The organism is Bacillus sp. LJBS17 (genome assembly GCF_019334685.1).
GTDB classification, from domain to species: Bacteria; Bacillota; Bacilli; order Bacillales; family Bacillaceae; genus Bacillus; species Bacillus subtilis.
This window is the reverse complement of record NZ_CP079759.1, coordinates 1594077-1614356: the sequence shown is the minus strand read 5'-3', so window position 1 is coordinate 1614356 and position 20280 is coordinate 1594077. Positions and strand designations below refer to the sequence as shown.

The 20280-nt window shown below is 45.6% G+C and carries 17 protein-coding genes, 1 riboswitch and 1 other annotated feature (1 of these 19 cut by a window edge); all 17 genes read right to left on the bottom strand.

The features are described 5' to 3' along the window. Nucleotides 1-2: 2 nt before the first annotated feature. Nucleotides 3-1151: a sulfate adenylyltransferase gene (sat, locus tag KXZ66_RS08355; protein ID WP_003245745.1), complete on the bottom strand. Its 1149-nt coding sequence runs from the start codon at nt 1149-1151 to the stop codon at nt 3-5. Nucleotides 1152-1199: 48 nt separating this feature from the next. Further along, on the bottom strand, nt 1200-2264 hold the full coding sequence (gene cysP / locus KXZ66_RS08350) for a sulfate permease (RefSeq protein ID WP_014479750.1): 1065 nt from the start codon (nt 2262-2264) through the stop codon (nt 1200-1202). A gap of 11 nt (nt 2265-2275) precedes the next feature. After that, the gene (locus KXZ66_RS08345) at nt 2276-2977 is read right to left on the bottom strand and encodes a phosphoadenylyl-sulfate reductase (protein WP_151870248.1); all 702 of its coding nucleotides are present in this window, start codon (nt 2975-2977) and stop codon (nt 2276-2278) included. Nucleotides 2978-3141: 164 nt separating this feature from the next. Further along, a riboswitch (SAM riboswitch) is annotated at nt 3142-3247 on the bottom strand. 144 nt (nt 3248-3391) lie between these two features. After that, complete coding sequence (gene pyrE / locus KXZ66_RS08340) at nt 3392-4024, bottom strand: orotate phosphoribosyltransferase (RefSeq protein WP_015715860.1); 633 nt, start codon at nt 4022-4024, stop codon at nt 3392-3394. Next, nucleotides 4021-4740 carry an orotidine-5'-phosphate decarboxylase gene (pyrF, locus tag KXZ66_RS08335; RefSeq protein WP_003232107.1) on the bottom strand — a complete coding sequence of 240 codons (720 nt, stop codon included), beginning with the start codon at nt 4738-4740 and terminating at the stop codon, nt 4021-4023. Before pyrF ends, pyrE begins: the two co-directional genes overlap by 4 nt. Further along, nucleotides 4709-5644, bottom strand: a complete 936-nt coding sequence (locus KXZ66_RS08330; RefSeq protein ID WP_021479320.1) for a dihydroorotate dehydrogenase — start codon at nt 5642-5644, stop codon at nt 4709-4711. The genes pyrF and KXZ66_RS08330 overlap by 32 nt, the downstream gene beginning before the upstream one ends. Further along, nucleotides 5644-6414 (bottom strand): dihydroorotate oxidase B electron transfer subunit, encoded by a 771-nt coding sequence (pyrK, locus tag KXZ66_RS08325; RefSeq protein WP_032725668.1) that lies wholly within the window; start codon nt 6412-6414, stop codon nt 5644-5646. The genes KXZ66_RS08330 and pyrK overlap by 1 nt, the downstream gene beginning before the upstream one ends. Continuing rightward, complete coding sequence (gene carB, locus KXZ66_RS08320) at nt 6411-9626, bottom strand: carbamoyl-phosphate synthase (glutamine-hydrolyzing) large subunit (RefSeq protein WP_049139971.1); 3216 nt, start codon at nt 9624-9626, stop codon at nt 6411-6413. The genes pyrK and carB overlap by 4 nt, the downstream gene beginning before the upstream one ends. Beyond that, on the bottom strand, nt 9611-10705 hold the full coding sequence (locus KXZ66_RS08315; RefSeq protein WP_003232115.1) for a carbamoyl phosphate synthase small subunit: 1095 nt from the start codon (nt 10703-10705) through the stop codon (nt 9611-9613). The genes carB and KXZ66_RS08315 overlap by 16 nt, the downstream gene beginning before the upstream one ends. Beyond that, a complete protein-coding gene (locus tag KXZ66_RS08310; protein WP_151870249.1) occupies nt 10702-11988 on the bottom strand; it encodes a dihydroorotase in 1287 nt (428 codons plus the stop codon). The genes KXZ66_RS08315 and KXZ66_RS08310 overlap by 4 nt, the downstream gene beginning before the upstream one ends. Then, nucleotides 11972-12886 carry an aspartate carbamoyltransferase catalytic subunit gene (locus KXZ66_RS08305; protein ID WP_049139966.1) on the bottom strand — a complete coding sequence of 305 codons (915 nt, stop codon included), beginning with the start codon at nt 12884-12886 and terminating at the stop codon, nt 11972-11974. Before KXZ66_RS08305 ends, KXZ66_RS08310 begins: the two co-directional genes overlap by 17 nt. 144 nt (nt 12887-13030) lie before the next feature. Then, a complete protein-coding gene (pyrP, locus tag KXZ66_RS08300) occupies nt 13031-14338 on the bottom strand; it encodes a uracil permease PyrP (RefSeq protein WP_049139965.1) in 1308 nt (435 codons plus the stop codon). A gap of 173 nt (nt 14339-14511) precedes the next feature. Beyond that, on the bottom strand, nt 14512-15057 hold the full coding sequence (gene pyrR, locus KXZ66_RS08295) for a bifunctional pyrimidine operon transcriptional regulator/uracil phosphoribosyltransferase (RefSeq protein WP_003232127.1): 546 nt from the start codon (nt 15055-15057) through the stop codon (nt 14512-14514). A 182-nt stretch (nt 15058-15239) separates the two neighbouring features. Then, nucleotides 15240-16151 carry an RluA family pseudouridine synthase gene (locus tag KXZ66_RS08290; RefSeq protein ID WP_219144870.1) on the bottom strand — a complete coding sequence of 304 codons (912 nt, stop codon included), beginning with the start codon at nt 16149-16151 and terminating at the stop codon, nt 15240-15242. 1 nt (nt 16152) lies between these two features. After that, nucleotides 16153-16617, bottom strand: a complete 465-nt coding sequence (lspA, locus tag KXZ66_RS08285; protein WP_003245047.1) for a signal peptidase II — start codon at nt 16615-16617, stop codon at nt 16153-16155. A gap of 102 nt (nt 16618-16719) precedes the next feature. Then, the gene (gene ylyA, locus KXZ66_RS08280; protein ID WP_014476755.1) at nt 16720-17094 is read right to left on the bottom strand and encodes a sporulation-related RNA polymerase-binding protein YlyA; all 375 of its coding nucleotides are present in this window, start codon (nt 17092-17094) and stop codon (nt 16720-16722) included. Nucleotides 17095-17237: 143 nt separating this feature from the next. Next, nucleotides 17238-20003 carry an isoleucine--tRNA ligase gene (gene ileS, locus KXZ66_RS08275; protein WP_041850853.1) on the bottom strand — a complete coding sequence of 922 codons (2766 nt, stop codon included), beginning with the start codon at nt 20001-20003 and terminating at the stop codon, nt 17238-17240. Between the two features lie 52 nt (nt 20004-20055). After that, nucleotides 20056-20280 (bottom strand) — a binding site (T-box leader); it runs 2 nt beyond the window's last position.

Genomic DNA, 20280 nt, shown 5'->3' with positions numbered 1-20280 from the left:
CCTTAAGATACGCCTACTTCTTCTTTTTTCTTCATCCCTTTGATTAACACTTCTACGACTTCTTTTCGACTGAATTCAGCAGGCGGCAGCACACCGTCTCTCAGCATACCTCTTACCTTAGTGCCTGATAAAATGACGTGATGCTCTCTGCCATGAGGGCATGTTTTTGCTGTTCCCATATTTCCGCATTTTTTACAGAAGAAGCTGTGCTCAAATTTCAGCGGTGTAATTCCGAGTTCTTCAGGTTTAAATGTGTCAAACAGCTCCTGTGCTTCGTATGTTCCGTAATAGTCGCCTACACCTGCATGATCACGGCCGACGATGAAATGTGTGCAGCCGTAGTTCTTTCTGACAAGCGCGTGGAAAATTGCTTCTCTAGGGCCTGCATAACGCATCGCCGCTAAAAAGACACCAAGGAAAACGCGATCTTTCGGGTAATAATGATCAAGAAGCACTTGGTAGCTTTCCATCCGTACATCAGCTGGAATGTCATCAGATTTTGTTTCACCTACTAACGGATTCAAGAACAAGCCGTCTACTGTTTCAAGAGCCGTTTTTTGAATGTATTCATGCGCTCTGTGAACAGGGTTTCTTGTTTGGAAACCGACAATGGTTTCCCAGCCTTTTTCCGCAAACTGGCGTCTCGTTTCTGACGGTTCAAATGTAAATTCAGGGAACTGTTTTGAAGCTTTTTTAATCAACGTAATCGGCCCGCCGACATATGTATTGCCGCGGCTGAACAGCTTTTTAACACCAGGATGCTCCTGTTCATCTGTTTTGTACACATTGACAGCTTCTTTTTGTTTGTCAGGCACGTACAGATCTTCGATTTGGATAACGCCGTATGTTTCTCCTTCATACGTTAACTTTACCGTTTCACCAAGTGACAGTTCCGCTGCTTTTTGCGCATCGACCGGAAGCGTGATCGGAAGAGACCAGACAACGCCGGAAGAAAGACGCATGTTTTCGACTACAGATACGTAATCTTTTTCATTAAAGAAACCTTCAATCGGGCTGTATGCACCGATACCGATCAATTCCAAATCCGCGAAAGAAATTAAATCAAGTTCAATTTCTTTTTGGATGCCGCTCACATCATATGATTCATCTACTCTGTTTACTAATGTTCCTCCGTGTGGTGCTAAGCTCATAATATCCATCTCCTCCTAGTTAACTTATAAAATTACTCAGATTAATGATCAGATTCCCCCGCCTTGTTCGTGGACTGAGCGTCTCTCTTTACGAATGGCCTTTGTCAGGCTGACGGCACCCCCCGCCGCTAAAAGCACACTTACCATGATAAAGATCGAATAATAATCTGCTTTTAAAAACAAGGATACAAGCAGATAAGAAATCGATAAAGATAAAAACGGCGATACGATCCATACCTTCAGCATCGTTTGAACAACTTGTTTATGGAACACGTTCGGACCGTTTTTTGCCATGCCTATTCCGATAATAGACGATGACGTGACTTGCGCCAAGGGCACCGGCATCCCAAATACAGAACTGATGATCACCAGTCCGGCTCCTGTACCGGATAAGAGAATGCCTTCCCCTTTGGAGAATCTCGTAATTTTCTTCCCGTTTGTTTCTAGCACACGCCGGCCTAATAACAGTGCGCCAAGAGCAACAAAAGCTCCTCCATACAAGGTTCCTTTTCCGACATCAAGCACACCGGCAGCTACTAACGGGCCAACAGCATTCGCCACGTTATTCATGCCGGCAGAGAATGCTTCGAAAAATCCGGCAACTAACAAAACAACGCCGAGGATTTTTTGCTTTTTAGAAGATTTTACTTCAATCTTAAAATAACGAAACAGCTTAGATACGAAATAGGTGAAGCCGAAAGCGAACAGCGGGACAAAAACCCAAAATGACACAATGATCAGAAGATTGTTCACAAACAATACTTTATAAGCCACTCCCACGCCGACAACCGCGCCGACTGTTACTTCACTTGTCGACAAAGGAATGCCGAGCAGATTAGCAGTAAAGAGCGACAGGGCAGCAGCTCCAATAATGATGCAAACAATCGTCAGTGTAATCGTCTGCTCAGGAATAATGCCGGAGCTGATTGTTTTTACAACCTCGCCTCCGCCAATGACCGCCCCGGCAAAGACACCGACTGCGCATAGGATCAAAGCGTAGGTTTTCTTTTTGATGGCTCCGGAGCCGTAAGCAACCCCCATCGAAGCTGCAGCGCCGCTTGCACCAATATTCATCGCGAAAAACAAGCTAAATAAAATAGCGGCTAATTCCATTTTGCAGCTCCTTATTCATGCAGTCCGCATTCTGTTTTCGCCATACCATTCCATCTGCCTGAGCGCAAATCCTCTGCTGTAAAAGCGGGAGCAGTGCAAGGCGCACAGCCAATACTTGGATATCCTTGGTCATGAAGCGGATTGTAGTCCAGTTCATTCCGGGATGTGTATCTCCAAATGTCTTTCCAAGTCCAATGGATAAGCGGGCAAACTTTTACTGACTTGAATTTTTCATCTTTGTTTAAGAAATTCGTATTGGCACGGCTTGGCCCTTGATCACGACGCAGGCCGGAAAGCCAGGCTGGATGTCCTGAAAGCGCCTCTCTTAAAGGAACGACCTTTCTAAGATAGCAGCACTGATTCGGCTCTCTTTCCCACAGTTTGTCACCATGTTCTTCGGCTTGTTCCTCAAGGGTGAGGTCTGGTTTTTTCAGGATGATATTAAGACCCGGACAACGCTCTTTCACTCGTTCAATTGTTTCATAGGTTTCTTTAAAATGAAGTCCTGTATCAAGAAACACAATCTCTGCGTCTTTTTTCACTTTATAAATTAAGTCAATCAGAACGATTCCCTCAATTCCGAAACTGCAGGCATAAACAAGCTGATTGCCGTAATGGCCGTATGCCCATTTTAAAACTGACAGCGCTCCTTTGTAAGGATCGTCTTCCGGAAATGTAATCGTTGGTTCTTCCCAATTATCGTACGTTAACATTTCTTCTTTCCTCCTTTCGGAGACAAACAAACAGTAGCTTTCTGCCGGTTGTCTTTTCCCAATTGTAATGTGATTCGCGGCTGCTGATATCACAGACAGCCTTTTTTCCTCTTAAAATAAAAAACTTTCAATCCGGCGGAAAGAAAGACAGGAACAGCATGCAGCCCTTATCTTTCAAAATGGAATTCATTTTGCTGGAAGTAGCACCTTACAAACTATGCAGGTTGCCGGGCTTCATAGGTCCAGTCCCTCAGCCGCTCTTGATAAGTTTTTAGATTTGTAGTAAATTTTAGCACAATTCTAACATAAGTCAACCCGACTTTTTTTATAGGATTAATAAAAAAACAGGCCTCACAGCCTGTTTTCAAGTACAGCAAGGCTTTGAAGCCTCTTTACATCATTTGAATTTATTTTTTATTTTTTAAACCAATCTTTTGACTCGGGATTTCGTTTCCATGTTTGCAGCTTTTTTAGATCATCTGAATGAATATTTCCGTTTTCAAGCGCGACCTCTGTGAGCGTATCATAATCAGTTAATGAGTAGTATGGCAGTTCTGCCTTTGCGAAGGCTTCCTCCGCTTTAGGAAGTCCGTACGTAAAGATTGAGACGACACCAAGCACTTCACAGCCGGCCGCTTGTAAAGCTGCACAAGCTTCAAGCACGCTGCCTCCTGTGGAGATTAAGTCTTCAATGACGACTGTTTTTTGCCCTTCTTGCACAGCTCCCTCAATCTGATTGCCTTTACCGTGCGCCTTCGGCTTGCTCCTCACATAACACATCGGAAGATTCAAACGGTCAGCCGCAAGAGCAGCATGAGGAATACCCGCGGTTGCTGTTCCCGCAATCATTTCAGCTTCAGGAAAATGCTCTTTGACAAGCTTGCTGATGCCTGAGGCGACATCATTTCTGACCTCTGGGAAAGATAGCGTAAGGCGGTTGTCACAGTAGATTGGAGATAAAATGCCGCTTGCCCATGTGAACGGCTCGTTCGGGCGTAAAAATACAGCTTGGATGTCTAATAGATGTTTTGCGATGATTTGTTTCAAGATTTAATTCCCTCCCATTCAAGTCTGACAGCCTTATAGGCTTTTACCGGGTCTTCCGCTTTTGTAATCGAGCGTCCTACTACAATCGCTGATGAACCTTTCTCTCTTGCAATAGCAGGCGTCGCTACGCGGACTTGGTCATTCGCAGCGTCCTCAGACATTCTGATCCCCGGAGTGACAGTCAGAAATGAAGGCGACACCGCTTGATAAATGGCTTTTGCTTCATGAACAGAGCAGACCACTCCATCCAGTCCGCTCTCTTCCGCCTGTTTGCTGTAGTGCACAACCGTATCAATCAGAGATTTTTCGATCAGCAGTTCATCTTTCATGATTTGTTCAGATGTGCTTGTCAGCTGGGTTACCGCGATCAGTGACGGACGTTTTTTTCCAGCCGGCGTACCTTCTTCTAAGCCTTCGAGAGCTGCCTGCATCATTTTTTTGCCCCCGGCAGCATGAACATTGACGAGATCTACTCCGAGACTGGCAAGGCGCTTCATCGCTTTGTTTACAGTAGTCGGGATGTCATGAAGCTTTAGATCTAAAAACAGCTCGCAGTTTCTTTCTTTTAATTGTTTCACGATCGATGGCCCTTCTTGATAAAAAAGCTCCATTCCAACCTTTACAAATAACGGTTCTTGCTGAAAAGGAGCTAAGAACGCGAGTGTTTCTTCAGCTGATGCAAAATCAAGCGCGATGATGGGCAGGTTGTTTTTCATGATTCCAGCTCCTTCCGATGCATTCTTCAATTGATTGATAGCCGTATTGGCGCAAAACAGATGGGAGCTGTTCAATAATCTCTGGACATGCAAAAGGATTCACAAAGTTTGCTGTTCCGACAGCGACTGCGCTTGCTCCCGCGAGAAGAAATTCCAGGGCATCTTCAGCCGTTTGCACGCCTCCCATTCCGATAATCGGGATATTGACCATCTGGCTGACTTCATACACCATGCGAATGGCAACCGGCTTCACAGCAGGACCCGAAAGTCCCCCTGTTTTATTCGCTAATATCGGTTTGCCGGTTTTTAAATCGAGTCTCATGCCGATTAGTGTGTTGATCATCGTAAGACCGTCCGCTCCCGCTTCCTCGATCGCTAATGCAATTTCTGTGATATTGGCCACGTTCGGGGAAAGCTTCACATAAACGGGTACATCCGAAACCTCTTTCACCGCTTTTGTCAAATCGGCAGCCATTTGAGGATTCGTGCCAAAAGCGATTCCGCCTGTTTTCACATTCGGGCAGGAAATATTCAATTCAAGAGCATGAACATTAGGCGCTTTGCTAATATGCTCTGCAACTTCAACATAATCCTCGACTTGAGAACCTGCGACATTGGCAATGATCGGCGTATCAAACTGCTCAAGCCACGGCAGCTCATTATGCAACACACTATCCAGCCCCGGATTTTGGAGACCGATCGCATTGAGCATTCCAGCACCAGTCTCAGCTACCCGCGGCGTCGGATTCCCAAAGCGCGGCTCCTTTGTCGTAGCCTTAATCATGATGGCTCCAAGACAAGACAAATCATAAAAACGTGAAAATTCTTTTCCAAAACCGAAGCAGCCTGATGCAGGAATGATTGGGTTTTTCAAATCAAGTCCCGGCAATTTCACCTCTAGCATTACAGCGCCACCTCCTGAGCTTTAAATACAGGCCCGTCGAGACATACTTTTACATAGGATGTCTCACTTTCGTTTGTATGGCACACACACGCGAAGCATGCGCCGATTCCGCAGCCCATTCGTTCCTCCATGGACAGATATACTTCTTTATGGGCATATTCCTGTTTTAACGCCTTAAGCATCGGTGTCGGCCCGCAGCTGAGGAGGATATCAAACTCTAGATTTTTCCGTTTAATCACATCTGTGACAAATCCGGTTTCCCCGTAGCTTCCGTCAGCTGTTGCCACATACGTGTCTCCGTACTGCCGGCATTCTTCCTCGTAAAAAACATCCTTTGCCGATTGGAATCCTAAAACGTGGATGACATTTACCCCTTTTTCATTCAAGCGTTTCGACAGCTCTTGGAGAGGCGGCACACCTACTCCGCCTCCTACCAGCAAAGCCGTCTTTCCGGGTTGAACTTCATTAACAGGAAAGCCATTTCCCAAAGGCCCGAGGACATCCACAAATTCTCCCTGCTGCTTCAGTGACAAGAGTCTTGTCCCTTCCCCATCTACCCGATAAATGATGGTGACTTCATTTTTTTCAAAGTTGACGTCTGCGATGCTGATTGGTCTTCTCAAAAGAGGCGTAACCGCTTCGCTCACTTTAAGATGAAGGAACTGTCCAGGGGTTGTAAACCCTTGGACAAGCTCCCCTTTCAGAACCATTTGATACACCCGGTCTGCAATTTGCTGGTTAGAACATACTGTCAAATACGCTTTTTTCATATAGTGACTGCCGCCTCCTGATTTGTGTTGAGTGCCGGCATTTGATCAGCACGGAATGTCATGCTTTCCAGCACTCGCAATATCGCCTCTGCCGTATCTAAAGATGTTAGGCAGGCAACACCATTTTCTACTGATTCACGTCTGATTCTAAAACCGTCTCTTGCCGGCTGCTTTCCTTTTGTCAGCGTATTGATGACAAACTGCGCTTCTCCGTTTCTGATGACGTCAAGCAGGTTCGGGCCATCCTGACCGATTTTTCCGACGACCTTCGCTGGAATGGAAGCTTCTTTCAAGTAGCCTGCCGTTCCTTCCGTCGCTAAAATGTTGTAGCCGATCGCGTGGAACCGCTTAGCAATGGCAAGCCCTTCTTCTTTGTCCTTATCAGCTACTGTTAAAAGCACGGAACCGTAGTTCGGGATTTGAATACCTGAAGCAATCAAGGCTTTGTAGAGCGCCTTTTCAAGTGTCGAATCTTTCCCCATGACTTCACCTGTTGATTTCATTTCAGGCCCTAACGTAATGTCCACTCTTCTCAGCTTGGCAAAGGAGAAGACCGGCGCTTTTACAAATACACCTTGCTGTTCAGGCTGAAGGCCCTCTGTATAGCCAAACGCAGCCAGCTTTTGACCAAGAATGATTTTTGTTGCGAGATTCGCCATTGGGATACCCGTAATTTTGCTTAAAAACGGTACGGTTCTGCTTGATCTCGGATTCACTTCTAGCACGTACACCTCGCCTTGCGACAAGACGAATTGAATATTGAGCAAACCGACAATATTCAGCCCTTTAGCCAATGCGATCGTGTATTGTTCAATTTTTTTCTTGATGTCCTCTGTGAGAGACTGAGGCGGATAAACAGCGATTGAGTCTCCGGAGTGAACGCCCGCACGTTCAATGTGCTCCATAATTCCCGGAATGACGACTGTTTCACCGTCGGATACTGCATCGACTTCAATTTCTTTTCCTGTCAAGTATCTGTCAATTAATACAGGGTGCTGCGGATTGATTTTAACTGCGTTTTTCATGTAATGAAGCAGCTCTTCTTCATGATACACAATCTCCATTGCCCGGCCGCCAAGTACATAGGAAGGGCGTACCAGTACCGGGTAACCGATATCGCTCGCGATGCTTACCGCCTGATCAACTGATGTGGCTGTTTTGCCAAGCGGCTGCGGAACACCAAGTTCTCCAAGCGCTTGTTCAAATTTATCCCGGTCTTCTGCACGGTCTAAATCTTCTAATGAAGTTCCAAGGATTTTCACTCCGCGCGCAGAAAGCTCGTCAGCAAGGTTAATCGCAGTTTGTCCGCCGAACTGTACGACAACGCCCATTGGCTGTTCGAGGTCAATGATGTGCATAACATCTTCAATCGTAAGCGGTTCAAAATACAGCTTGTCTGAGATGCTGAAGTCTGTTGAAACGGTTTCCGGGTTGTTGTTGACAATAATGGCTTCATAGCCTGCTTGTTTAATTGCCCATACAGAGTGAACCGTCGCATAGTCGAACTCGACACCCTGACCGATTCGAATCGGACCCGAACCAAGCACCATCACACTTTTCTTATCTGTAACGACAGATTCATTTTCTTCTTCGTATGTGCTATAGAAGTATGGCGTTTCTGACTCGAATTCCGCCGCGCACGTATCTACCATTTTGAATACCGGCGCAATCCCCGCTTGTTTTCTCAAGCTGTAAAGCTCAGATTCTTTCATTTTCCACTCGCGGCTAATGTACTGATCAGAGAAGCCGAGTTCTTTTGCCCGTCTCAGCACATCCGTATTGCCCGCATTGGCCTTCAATTCTTTTTCAAACTGTACGATTCCGAACAGCTTATGCAAGAAGAAGACATCGATAGCGGAAAATTCATGGAGGTCTTCTACCGTGTAGCCTCTTCTGTACGCTTCAGCTAAGTAGAATAAGCGTTCATCACCGGCCTTTTTAATTCGCTTTTCAAGAAGCTCATCTGAAATGTCAGCGGCGTCCTTCAATTCAAGATGATACACATCCGCTTCCAGCGAACGCACTGCCTTCAGCAATGACTCTTCAAGCGTGCGGCCGATTGCCATGACCTCACCTGTCGCTTTCATTTGCGTGCCAAGCTTTCTGTTTGCTGATTCAAATTTATCAAACGGCCAGCGCGGAATTTTGGATACGACATAGTCAAGAGCAGGTTCAAATGCTGCATATGTTTTTCCTGTCACCGGGTTCATCATTTCATCTAATGAAAGTCCGACTGCAATTTTAGCAGCGAGCTTTGCTATCGGGTATCCCGTTGCTTTTGATGCAAGAGCAGATGAACGGCTGACACGCGGATTTACTTCAATAATGTAATATTGGAAGCTGTCTGGATCTAAGGCGAGCTGGACGTTACATCCGCCTTCGATCCCAAGCGCGCGAATCAGTTTTAACGATACATTCCGCAAGAGCTGATACTCGCGATCGCTGAGCGTTTGGCTCGGCGCGACAACAATACTGTCTCCAGTATGGATTCCAACTGGATCAATGTTTTCCATGTTACAAACGACAATGGCGTGATCCTGGCTGTCTCTCATGACTTCATACTCGATTTCTTTATAGCCGGCGATGCTTTTTTCAAGAAGACATTGGTGTACCGGGCTTAATTTCAAGCCGTTCTCAACGATTTCTTTTAACTCTGTCTCATTCGAGCAGATGCCTCCGCCTGTTCCGCCTAATGTATATGCCGGGCGGACAATGACAGGGAATCCAATTTGACTGACGAATTTTTCTGCTTCTTCGAGGGAGTGAATAATCTCACTTTCAGGCACCGGTTCATTCAGTTCATTCATTAATGTTCTGAACAAGTCACGGTCTTCAGCTTGCTGAATCGCAGACAGTTTTGTGCCAAGCACTTCGACGCCGCATTCTGCCAGAACACCTCTTTCAGAAAGCTCAACCGCTAGATTCAAACCGGTTTGGCCTCCGAGTGTAGGAAGAATGGCATCTGGGCGCTCTTTTCTGATGATTCGTGTCAGGAATTCAGGTGTGAGCGGTTCGATATAAACCCGGTCAGCCATTTCTGTATCTGTCATGATCGTGGCAGGGTTTGAGTTGACAAGGATGACTTCATAGCCTTCTTCTTTCAAAGCAAGACAGGCTTGTGTTCCCGCATAGTCAAATTCTGCTGCTTGGCCGATGATGATCGGTCCAGATCCGATTACTAAAATTTTGTTAATGTCTACGCGTTTTGGCATACCGCTTCCCCTTCTTTCTCTGTTGTTTCGATCATTTCGATGAATCTGTCAAATAGATGGTTGGCATCCTCAGGACCAGGTGAGGCTTCGGGATGATATTGAACCGTAAATGCCGGCAGTGTTTTATGCTTCAGCCCTTCAATCGTATCGTCGTTAATTGCGATATGCGTCACTTCCAGTTCTGTTTTACTGATAGACGAAACTGTATATCCATGGTTTTGAGATGTTAAGGCAACTTTTCCTGTAGCCAGCTCTTTTACCGGGTGGTTTGAGCCCCTGTGGCCGAATTTCATTTTTTCAGTATTCGCCCCGCACGCCAGCGCGAATAATTGGTGGCCGAGACATATTCCGAATAATGGCACTTTTCCAAGAACACCTTTAATCATTTCAATCGCTTCAGGCACATCCTTCGGGTCTCCAGGTCCGTTAGAAAGCATGATACCGTCCGGTTTCAGCTGAAGCACCTCTTCCGCTGTAATGTTGTAAGGCACAACGATGACGTCACATTTCCGTTTGTTCAGCTCTCTTAGAATCCCGTGTTTCATGCCGAAGTCAACCAAGACAATGCGTTTGCCTCTTCCCGGGCTCGGATATGCTGTTTTTGCTGATACTTGGGATACTTGATTTCTTGGCAATTCCGTTTCGTTCAGTCTTTTCAGCACTGCTTCGATATCTTCATCAGATGAAGCGAATGTTCCTTTTAGCGCGCCTGCCGTGCGGATCATTCTTGTCAGCTTCCTTGTATCAATCCCCTGGAGTCCGGGAATGTTTTTCATTTTTAAATACTCGTCTAAGGTGTATGCTGAACGCCAGTTGGAAGGCAGCTCACATAATTCTTTGATGATCAGCCCTTTGACAAAAGGGGTAATAGATTCAAAATCATCACGGTTAATGCCGTAATTTCCGATAAGCGGGTATGTTAAAGTTACGATCTGTCCGCAGTAAGAAGGATCAGATAAAATTTCCTGATAGCCTGTCATCCCAGTATTAAAAACGACTTCTCCCATGTTGTGTTCTAAGCTTCCGAAGGCTTCTCCCTCGAATACCGCTCCGTTTTCCAGTACTAATCGTCTCTTCATTTGACAATTCTCCCCTCTTCATAAGCAAGCTTCCCTGCCGCAATTGTAGCGACCGGCCAGCCGGTGCAACTGATGCCGTTGAATGGTGTATTTTTTCCTTTTGATAAAAATGTCTCTTTGTCTATAACTGCTTCTTTTTCTAAATCGATTAACGTAATGTCCGCAGCTTGCCCCGTTTGTAATGTTCCATATGGGAGACCGAACGCTTCGCATGGCTTGATTGTCATGTAGTCAATCAGCTGCTTCAGTGACCAGCTGCCATTTTTGACAAAGTGTGTGTAAAGAAGCGGGAATGCTGTTTCTAAGCCGACAATTCCGAATGGCGCCAGCTTCATTTCTGTGTTCTTCTCTTCTTCCGTATGCGGTGCATGGTCTGTTGCGATAAAATCAATTGTTCCGTCTAAAAGACCTTCAATTAAAGCAGCTCTGTCTTCTGGGCTGCGGAGCGGAGGATTCATTTTATAGTTTGTGTCCAGCCCCGGGATGTCCTCATCACAAAGCAGCAAATGATGCGGCGATACTTCTGCTGTCACTCTGATTCCCGCTTTTTTCGCATCGCGTACAACTCTGACAGATTCTTTTGTGCTGATATGGCATACATGATAATGGCAGTTTGCCGCCTCAGCCAGCAGCACATCGCGGGCAATATGAACCGATTCACACACAGAAGGAATGCCGTTTAGCCCGTTCGCTTTGGAGAATGTCCCCTCATGTACGCTCCCTCCGTAAATTAAGGAGTTGTCCTCGCAATGTGCAACAATCGCTTTGTCAATTGCGGCTGCCCGTTTCATCGCTTCATACATCATTCCTGCTGTCTGTATACCAACGCCGTCATCTGTAAAAGCAAATGCCCCGGCTTCTTTTAACGCTTCAAAGTTTGTCATTTCATCGCCGATTTGTCTGATCGTAATGGATGCATATGGAAGAACTCTTACGCATGATGTTTCTTTAATTCTGTTTTGCACCCATTCCATCTGCTCCTTTGTATCAGGAACCGGCCGCGTATTCGGCATTGCTGCTACTGTAGTATAGCCGCCGCGTGCCGCTGCTTTTGCCCCGGTTTCAATAGTTTCTTTTTTCTCTCCGCCCGGCTCTCTGAAATGCACATGGAGATCAACAAACCCAGGTGAAACGAGCAAACCTTTTGCATCAATTACCGTTTCATTATCCGTTGCATCAAGCTTGCCGATTGCGGTGATGGTTTCTCCAGTCACTCGGATATCCGCTTCTGTTTTTTCACCATTTTCGTTTAGTATCCAGCCGTTTTTAATGAGATATGACATACGCTGCTTCTCCTCTTTTCACATTGGTTTGTAAGGCACGCTGTATCACTGCCATTCTGATAAATACGCCATTTTGCATTTGCTTGAAGATTCTTGATTTTTCGCTTTCTACTAAGCTGTCATCAATCTCCACTCCTCTGTTTACCGGAGCAGGATGCATGATGATCGCATGCCGCTTCATACGCTCAGCCCGTTCTACGGTCAAGCCGTATTTGTTTAAATAGCCTTCCTGGCTGACAGCGGACTGATGTCGTTCATTTTGAATGCGCAGCAGCATGACAACATCGGAAGACTCAACTGCTTCATCCATTGAGACATACGTGCCGAATGTATTTTCTTCATCCTGCCATTCCGAAGGGCCGGAAAATAGGACCCGGGCCCCCAATCTTGTCAACACTTCCGCATTTGACCTTGCCACTCTGCTATGCTTGATGTCGCCGTGAATGGAGACGGTAAGCCCTTTGAACGTATTGAACTCTTCATAAATCGTCATTAAATCAAGCAGTGATTGTGTTGGATGCTGGCCGCATCCGTCTCCCGCATTCAGAATCGGAATGTTCACCTGGCTGACAAGCTCTTCATAATACTCATCCTCACTGTGCCTGATGACGCACACGTCCACACCGATTGATTCGAGCGTCCGGATCGTGTCATATAAGGTTTCGCCTTTTTGCACGCTTGTGCTCGTTCCATCAAGGTTTAGCACATTCATGCCCAGCTTTTTTTCTGCGACCTCAAAGCTGAACCGCGTTCTCGTGCTCGGTTCGAAAAACAGGTTTGCGGCAAACTTTCCTGTAAGCTGATTGTCTGTTTTTCCGCTTTTGAGATCTTGTGCTGTTTGAAGCAAATCTTTGATTTCATCAGCTCTGAGTTCACTCATCGTCGTTAAATGCTTCATGTTCTTTCCCCTCTCTTTTCAACTTAAGGCTGAAAAAAACCCCGGTCTAAGATAGACTCGGGGTATGGTTAAATAGAGGGCAGCATTGAAGCTTCCTTCTCTTCATAACCCTTCCAAGCCTCTCTGGACTTTCATTAAAAGGTTTTAAATATGAGGTTGTTCAGATGTGTCTGCCTGCTCTTCCTTCGCCTTCGGAAGAATCAGGTTTAAGATGACACCGACAATTGCGGCAAGCGCCATTCCTGACACTTGGAATCCGCCTTGAGATACTTGGATAAAAGCGCCTCCTACACCGATGACAAGGATTACTGATGTAATAATGAGGTTTCTGTTGTTTTCATAATCAATTTTGTTGTCAATCAGCATTCTCAGGCCGCTTGAAGCAATGATTCCGAACAGCAGGAAGGAGACGCCTCCCATGACCGCTGACGGCACTGAACTGATCAGCGCTGAAATTTTGCCGATAAAGCCGAAGCAACAGGCAATCACTGCCGCTCCTCCGATGACAAAGACGCTGAATACTCTTGTGATGGCCAGCACGCCAATGTTTTCTCCGTAAGTCGTTGTCGGCGGACCGCCGATCAGGGAAGCGAGGATTGTCGCCACACTGTCACCCATAATAGAGCGATGAAGACCTGGCTTTTTAATGAAGTCTTGTCCGACAACCTTGCTCAGCACCATTTGGTGGCCGATATGCTCTGACATTGTGACAAATGCGACAGGAACCATTGCGGCTGCGATGCCGAGTGTAACTGACGGTGAATAATCTTTGAACGGAATGATAAATTCAGGCACTGCAAACCATTTCGCGTCAAGCACCGGCTGGAAGTTGACAATCCCTTGAGTAAGGGCAAACAGGTATCCGCCGATGATTCCGATCAGAACCGGAATCAGGCTTAGAAATCCTCGTAAAAAAATTGCACAAATAATCGTAATTGCCAGCGTAACTCCTGCGACACTAAAGTGCTTTAAGCTGTAGACCAACTCACTCGCGTTCGGATCAGCATACATCGCCATGTTTACTGCAGTGCTTGCCAGTCCCAGCCCGATGACGATAATAACAGGCCCTACGACTACAGGCGGGAGAATCTTCATCAGCCATCCTGTTCCAAGCTGCCTAATCAATAAGGCAATCAGCCCGTACACCAGCCCTGCAAGAAACGCTCCAACCATTGCCGCTCCCGGCCCGCCGGTCGCTTTTACCAGAATGATCGGAGAAATAAAGGCGAAGGATGAACCGAGATACGCCGGAATTTGTCCTTTGGTAATAAGAAGGTACGCCAGTGTTCCGATGCCGCTTGTCACCAACGCCACAGCAGGACTCATTCCGACGAGCTTCGGAACCAAAATGGTTGAGCCAAACATGGCAAACAAATGCTGAAGGCTGAATGAAACCCAAGAGAAAGGTGTCGGGACATCCCTGACCCCTAAATTTACTTTTTTCTTACTCATGATGATTTCCCCCTGATTGTTGACTTTCATTTTAGGATGACTCAATGACTGTATAAAAAAACCTCTTTGCTTTTTTACGCAAAGAGGCATACAAAGACCTGCCGAATGCTTTTTGGGCCTTTGTTGTGCACCTCTTTGCAACCTCTCTGGATTGCCCTTAAAAAGGTGATCTATTATTCGTTTTCATAAATGGCGACGAGATCGTTTTGGTCTACCTCATCAAGCTGAACCATAACCTTTTCTGACTTTGATGTCGGGATGTTTTTCCCGATATAATCCGCTCGGATCGGCAGCTCCCGGTGTCCTCTGTCCACAAGCACTGCAAGCTGAATGGAGGAAGGTCTGCCTACATCAACAAGCGCATCCATTCCTGCTCTGACTGTTCTTCCGGTATACAGAACATCATCAACGAGAATGACTTTTTGATCTGTAATATCTACCGGAATATCTGCACCTTTTACAAGCGGTTCATCGTTGCTCGTTTTTTTAGAAAGATCGTCTCTGTAAAGAGTAATATCAATTTCACCGACTGTAACAGGGTTTCCCTCAATCTGTTCAATGCGTTCCGCAAGGCGTTTTGCCAGGTAAATCCCTCTTGTCTTAATGCCGACAAGAATGCAGTTATTCATTCCTTTATTGCGTTCGATCATTTCGTGAGCAATCCTGGTCAGCGCCCGTCTGATTGCCTGTTCGTCGAGAATGACAGCTTTTTGATTCAATGTGTGACACCTCACAGTTCATATAGAAGAAAAAACCCCTCCTGCCAGAGCATAGAGGGGTTTTAGGACAAGGTGCGCGCCTATACACGCATCCCGTCTATCCGTTATCCTTCTCAGCCTCTCTGGACTGTTTTAAAGAATCTATTCAGCTTCGTTTATTATTTCAGAAAAGAAACCCTCTGTCAACCGTTTTTTCTGAGGTTTTCGATTATTTCTGCCATATCCTCAGGAAGCGGCGCTTCAAATTCGACATATTCTCCTGTTCGTGGATGGTCAAAACCTAAAACTCCCGCGTGAAGCGCTTGGCCATTAAAGTCGATTGTTTTTCTTGGGCCGTATTTCGGATCGCCTGCTAATGGGAATCCAATATATTTCATATGAACACGAATTTGATGGGTTCTCCCTGTTTCAAGCTGGCATTCCACTAACGTAAAATCCTGAAAACGCTCTAGTACATGAAAATGAGTGACAGCGCTTTTGCCATCACGTGTCACAGTCATGCTTTGACGGTCTTTCTTATCTCGTCCGATCGGCGCGTCAATTGTGCCGTCATCGTGAGAAATAAGCCCGTGGACAACTGCCGTATATTTCCGCGTGACCGTTTTGTTGACCAATTGGTTTACAAGTGACTCGTGCGCCATATCATTTTTCGCCACCATTAATAAACCGGACGTGTCCTTATCGATTCTGTGAACAATACCCGGACGCATCACGCCATTTATTCCGGAAAGGTCTGTGCAATGAGCCATAAGGCCGTTTACAAGTGTGCCCGTAAGATGCCCGGGTGCTGGGTGAACAACCATTCCGCGAGGTTTGTTGACGACCAGCACATCCTGGTCCTCATAATAAATATCCAGATCCATAGGCTCTGCCAGGACGTCGAGCGCTTCCGGTTCGGGTACAGTGACGGTCACCTGATCACCCGGCTGAATTTTATAATTCGCTTTCACCGCGCTTCCATTCACGACAACCTGTCCGTCTTTTACCCATTGCTGAACCTGGGTTCTTGACCAATCATTCTCAGTCGATGCCAAAAATTTATCAATCCGCTCACTTTTTTGTTCTTCTGAAGCGGTTATATCAATTTGATTCATGCTATTGCTCCTTTTTCTTTTTCCCGCTGTCCAACAGCATTTGTATAAATAAAAGCATTACGCCGACACATAGTGAAGAGTCCGCGATGTTAAATATCGGGTAATTGTAATTGACAATAATAACATGGATAAAATCCACAACTTCCTGTCTGACAGCCCGATCGATAAAGTTGCCGATGGCACCGCCAAGCATAAGTCCGAGGGCAACGCCAAGAAGCCTTTGTCCTTTTGTATAACGCTGTATGTAATAAACAATACCAATAATAACAGCGGTTGTTATGAGGTAGAAAAACCACATTTGACCCGCTAATATCCCCCATGCAGCACCCGTATTGCGATGGGAGGTGATATAGAATACCTGATCAATGATCGGAATGCTTTGGCCAAGTTCCATGTTCTTAACAACTAGCCATTTTGTCAATTGATCGGCTGCAATAATAAGTAGTGCAATCATATAATACAGCACAAACGTTCCTCCAGTTTACGGTTACTTTAATCCATTATGCATTTTATCAATAAAAAGCACTGGAGTAAAGAAATATCAGGCATATTAACCGGCCAGACACTGTTATTCATACAGTGCCTGACCATATTCGATATCCGTTGATTTCCATATCGGAAGCGTTTTTTTCTCAAATTGGACAGAATAAAGAAAATCGTTTGCTGTTCGGGCCGTCGGCAGCACCGCTAGCTTTGAAAGAGGAATGGGAGCCCCGGTTTCTTCACAGTATCCGAATGTGCCGTTTTCGATTTTGGACAATGCAAGGAGAACGTCTTGAAGCTCTTCTTTAATATGATAGATCAGAGTTGCTTTTTGTTTATGATTGATTGCTGCTTGCGGGCTTGTAGAAACCTGAAAGCAAGAATACTCAAATAATCTCGACTGTAATTCTTCTTTCATCAGAAGAAGTTCCGTATAAATTGCGGTCAGTTGATCATTCATTCTTCACAACTCCTGCTCTTAACGTAGTACCTTTATTGTTGCCTATGAATGATGATCTAAAGCCCATAAGATTTTTCCTGCCGTTCTAAAGGATGTCACTCTTGGCACAAAAAAAGCCCGGCTTTTACGCCGGGCCCTTTTCATTATTTTTGATAGTATTTTTCAACGATTTCAGCGTTGCGTAATGAAAGTGTAGGATATTTCGGATTTGCACCTACATCTTTTGAAATCACACGTGATCTCTCACACATTTCGCCTTCCGCTTTCTCGACAGCGATTTTACCTGTCGCAAAGCTTTGCGCATCGTTCGGCGCATCATTTTCTTCGCTGATTGTCAGTTCAGACACAATAAACAGCTGAGAAAGGTTTTCTTTTATGGAAGCCAAGAGCTCTTTGTTTTCTTTGTTTGGATACAATTTCAGGTTTGCTTCCAAAGATTTACCGATAATTTTTTCATTTCGCGCAGTTTCTAACGCTTTTAGCACGTCATCACGAAGAGCCATAAAGCGGTCAAATTTTTCTTCAGTCACTTCACTGTTTGGAACCGCGATTGTTTCCGGCATATCGGTCAGCTGAACGCTCTGCTCTTCAACAAATGTTAAATGAGACCACAATTCGTCTGCCGTATGTGGAAGGATAGGCGCTGAAAGCTTCACTAATGCAAGAAGCGTTTCGTAGAATACTGTCTGCATGCTGCGTCTATCCGGATGATCCGCATGCTCGATGTAGACAATATCTTTTGCAAAATCAAGGTAGAATGAGCTCAATTCGATTGTGCAGAAATTATGAATGCTGTGATACACAACCGCAAATTCGTACTCATCATACGCTTTTTTCACTTTATCAATCAGCTTGTTCAGCTTAATCAGCATATACTGATCCACTTCACGAAGATCTTCGACAGCCACCGCATTTGTTTTTGGATCAAAATCGAAAAGGTTGCCGTGAAGGAAACGGAACGTGTTGCGGATTTTACGATATACTTCCGCAACCTGCTTTAGAATGGCGTCAGACACGCGAACGTCCGCCTGATAATCCACTGAAGATACCCATAATCTTAAGATGTCGGCACCAAGCTGTTTCATAACTTTAGCCGGAACAACAACGTTACCGATTGATTTACTCATCTTGCGTCCTTCTCCATCCAGTGCGAACCCATGGCTGAGCACACCTTTATACGGCGCTTTCCCTGTTACGGCTACTGCTGTAGAAAGAGAAGAGTTAAACCAGCCGCGATATTGGTCAGATCCCTCTAGGTATAAATCAGCCGGGCGAACGAGGTCATCACGTTCTTCAAGCACTGCTTGATGTGAAGAGCCTGAATCAAACCAAACATCCATGATATCCTGTTCTTTTGTAAATGTGCCGTTCGGGCTGCCAGGATGCGTAAAGCCTTCCGGAAGAAGATCCTTTGCTTCTTTTTCAAACCAAATGTTTGATCCGTGCTGTCTGAACAATTCAGAAACATGTTCAATGGTTTCATCTGTAATAATCGGTTCTCCGTTTTCAGCGTAAAATACCGGAATCGGCACACCCCACGCACGCTGTCTGGAAATACACCAGTCTCCGCGGTCCCGAACCATGTTGTGCAAACGCTGCTCGCCCCATTCAGGAACCCATTTGGTTTCTTTAATGGCATCCAGCAGGTCTGATCTGAAATCTTTAATAGACGCAAACCATTGCGCTGTCGCTCTGAAAATGGTTGGTTTTTTTGTTCTCCAATCATGCGGATAAGAGTGAGTAATGAATTCAAGCTTCACAAGTGCGCCTTTTTCATCGAGCTGCTGTGTGATCGCTTTGTTTGCATCATCATAGAACATGCCTTCAAACCCAGGAGCTTCGCTTGTCATTACACCTTTTTCATCAACCGGGCAAAGCACATCTAAACCGTATTTTTGGCCGATGATAAAGTCATCTTCCCCATGTCCTGGCGCTGTATGAACACAGCCTGTTCCGGCATCAGTTGTTACGTGTTCACCAAGCATAACGAGAGAGTCTCTGCCATATAGCGGGTGTTCAGCGATAATGTTCTCAAGGTCTTTCCCTTTGACCGTTCTTGTCACTTCATACTGATCAAATCCGCATGCCGATGCAACATTTTCGACTAAGGCACTTGCTACGACAAAGCGGTCTTCACCTACTGCAATCACGCTGTACTCAAGATCAGGGTGCACTGAGATTCCAAGGTTCGCCGGAATTGTCCAAGGCGTTGTTGTCCAAATGATGATGCGCTCGCCGTTTTCAAGAACGCCTTTTCCGTCTTTTACACCAAAAGCGACGTAAATAGATGCTGAACGTTTGTCTTGATATTCGATCTCGGCTTCAGCCAGAGCAGACTCACTTGAAGGTGACCAGTTAACCGGTTTAAGGCCTTTGTAAATGTAGCCTCGTTTTGCCATTTCACCAAATACGCGGATTTGCTGCGCTTCGTATTCCGGTTTTAATGTCACATATGGGTTTTCCCAGTCACCGCGGACACCAAGACGTTTGAATTGCTCACGCTGTCCCTCGATTTGCTTCCAAGCGTACTCTTCGCATAGTTTGCGGAATTCCGCTACTGACATTTCTTTGCGGTTGACCTTTTTGTTTTTTGTCAGAGCTGTTTCAATTGGCAATCCGTGTGTATCCCAGCCCGGCACATACGGTGCGTTGTAGCCGCTCATTGATTTATAGCGGACAATGAAGTCTTTCAAAATCTTGTTAAGTGCATGGCCCATATGGATGTCGCCGTTTGCATACGGAGGTCCGTCATGTAAAACAAATTTCGGGCGGTCTTTCGTCCGTTCCTGCACAAGACGATAGATATCCTCTTCCTCCCATTTCTTTTGAATATCAGGCTCACGGTTTGGCAAATTTCCACGCATCGGGAAATCTGTTTTTGGCATTAAGAGCGTGTCTTTAAAATCCATTTTCATTCCTCCACTGCATTTTTTCAGAAAATAAAAAAAGCCCTCTCATCCCATAAGGGACGAGAAAGCTTATCTCGCGGTACCACCCTTTTAGAAAAAGCCAGCATACGCTTTTTCCTCTTGAGCATCGTAACGTGATGAACGTCCTAACCTACTGTGAGTTCAGCAAGGAAACTAAAGGGCTGATCTACATGATTCCGGCCATCCCGGACTCTCACCATCTCCGGGTCGCTATGAAGGCCTGAAGGAAACATGACTGTCCCTTTCAACCGTTTTT

Coding starts and splice junctions, on each gene's coding strand:
- KXZ66_RS08315 (WP_003232115.1), bottom strand. CDS start 10,705: ATGAAGAGACGATTAGTACTGGAAAACGGAGCGGTATTCGAGGGAGAA.
- cysP (WP_014479750.1), bottom strand. CDS start 2,264: ATGGAATTAGCCGCTATTTTATTTAGCTTGTTTTTCGCGATGAATATT.
- pyrF (WP_003232107.1), bottom strand. CDS start 4,740: ATGAAAAACAACCTGCCCATCATCGCGCTTGATTTTGCATCAGCTGAA.
- KXZ66_RS08330 (WP_021479320.1), bottom strand. CDS start 5,644: ATGCTAGAGGTGAAATTGCCGGGACTTGATTTGAAAAACCCAATCATT.
- ileS (WP_041850853.1), bottom strand. CDS start 20,003: ATGGATTTTAAAGACACGCTCTTAATGCCAAAAACAGATTTCCCGATG.
- KXZ66_RS08310 (WP_151870249.1), bottom strand. CDS start 11,988: ATGTCATATCTCATTAAAAACGGCTGGATACTAAACGAAAATGGTGAA.
- KXZ66_RS08345 (WP_151870248.1), bottom strand. CDS start 2,977: ATGTTAACGTACGATAATTGGGAAGAACCAACGATTACATTTCCGGAA.
- sat (WP_003245745.1), bottom strand. CDS start 1,151: ATGAGCTTAGCACCACACGGAGGAACATTAGTAAACAGAGTAGATGAA.
- pyrP (WP_049139965.1), bottom strand. CDS start 14,338: ATGAGTAAGAAAAAAGTAAATTTAGGGGTCAGGGATGTCCCGACACCT.
- carB (WP_049139971.1), bottom strand. CDS start 9,626: ATGCCAAAACGCGTAGACATTAACAAAATTTTAGTAATCGGATCTGGA.
- KXZ66_RS08290 (WP_219144870.1), bottom strand. CDS start 16,151: ATGAATCAAATTGATATAACCGCTTCAGAAGAACAAAAAAGTGAGCGG.
- ylyA (WP_014476755.1), bottom strand. CDS start 17,094: ATGAATGATCAACTGACCGCAATTTATACGGAACTTCTTCTGATGAAA.
- KXZ66_RS08305 (WP_049139966.1), bottom strand. CDS start 12,886: ATGAAGCATTTAACGACGATGAGTGAACTCAGAGCTGATGAAATCAAA.
- pyrK (WP_032725668.1), bottom strand. CDS start 6,414: ATGAAAAAAGCGTATTTGACAGTATGTTCTAACCAGCAAATTGCAGAC.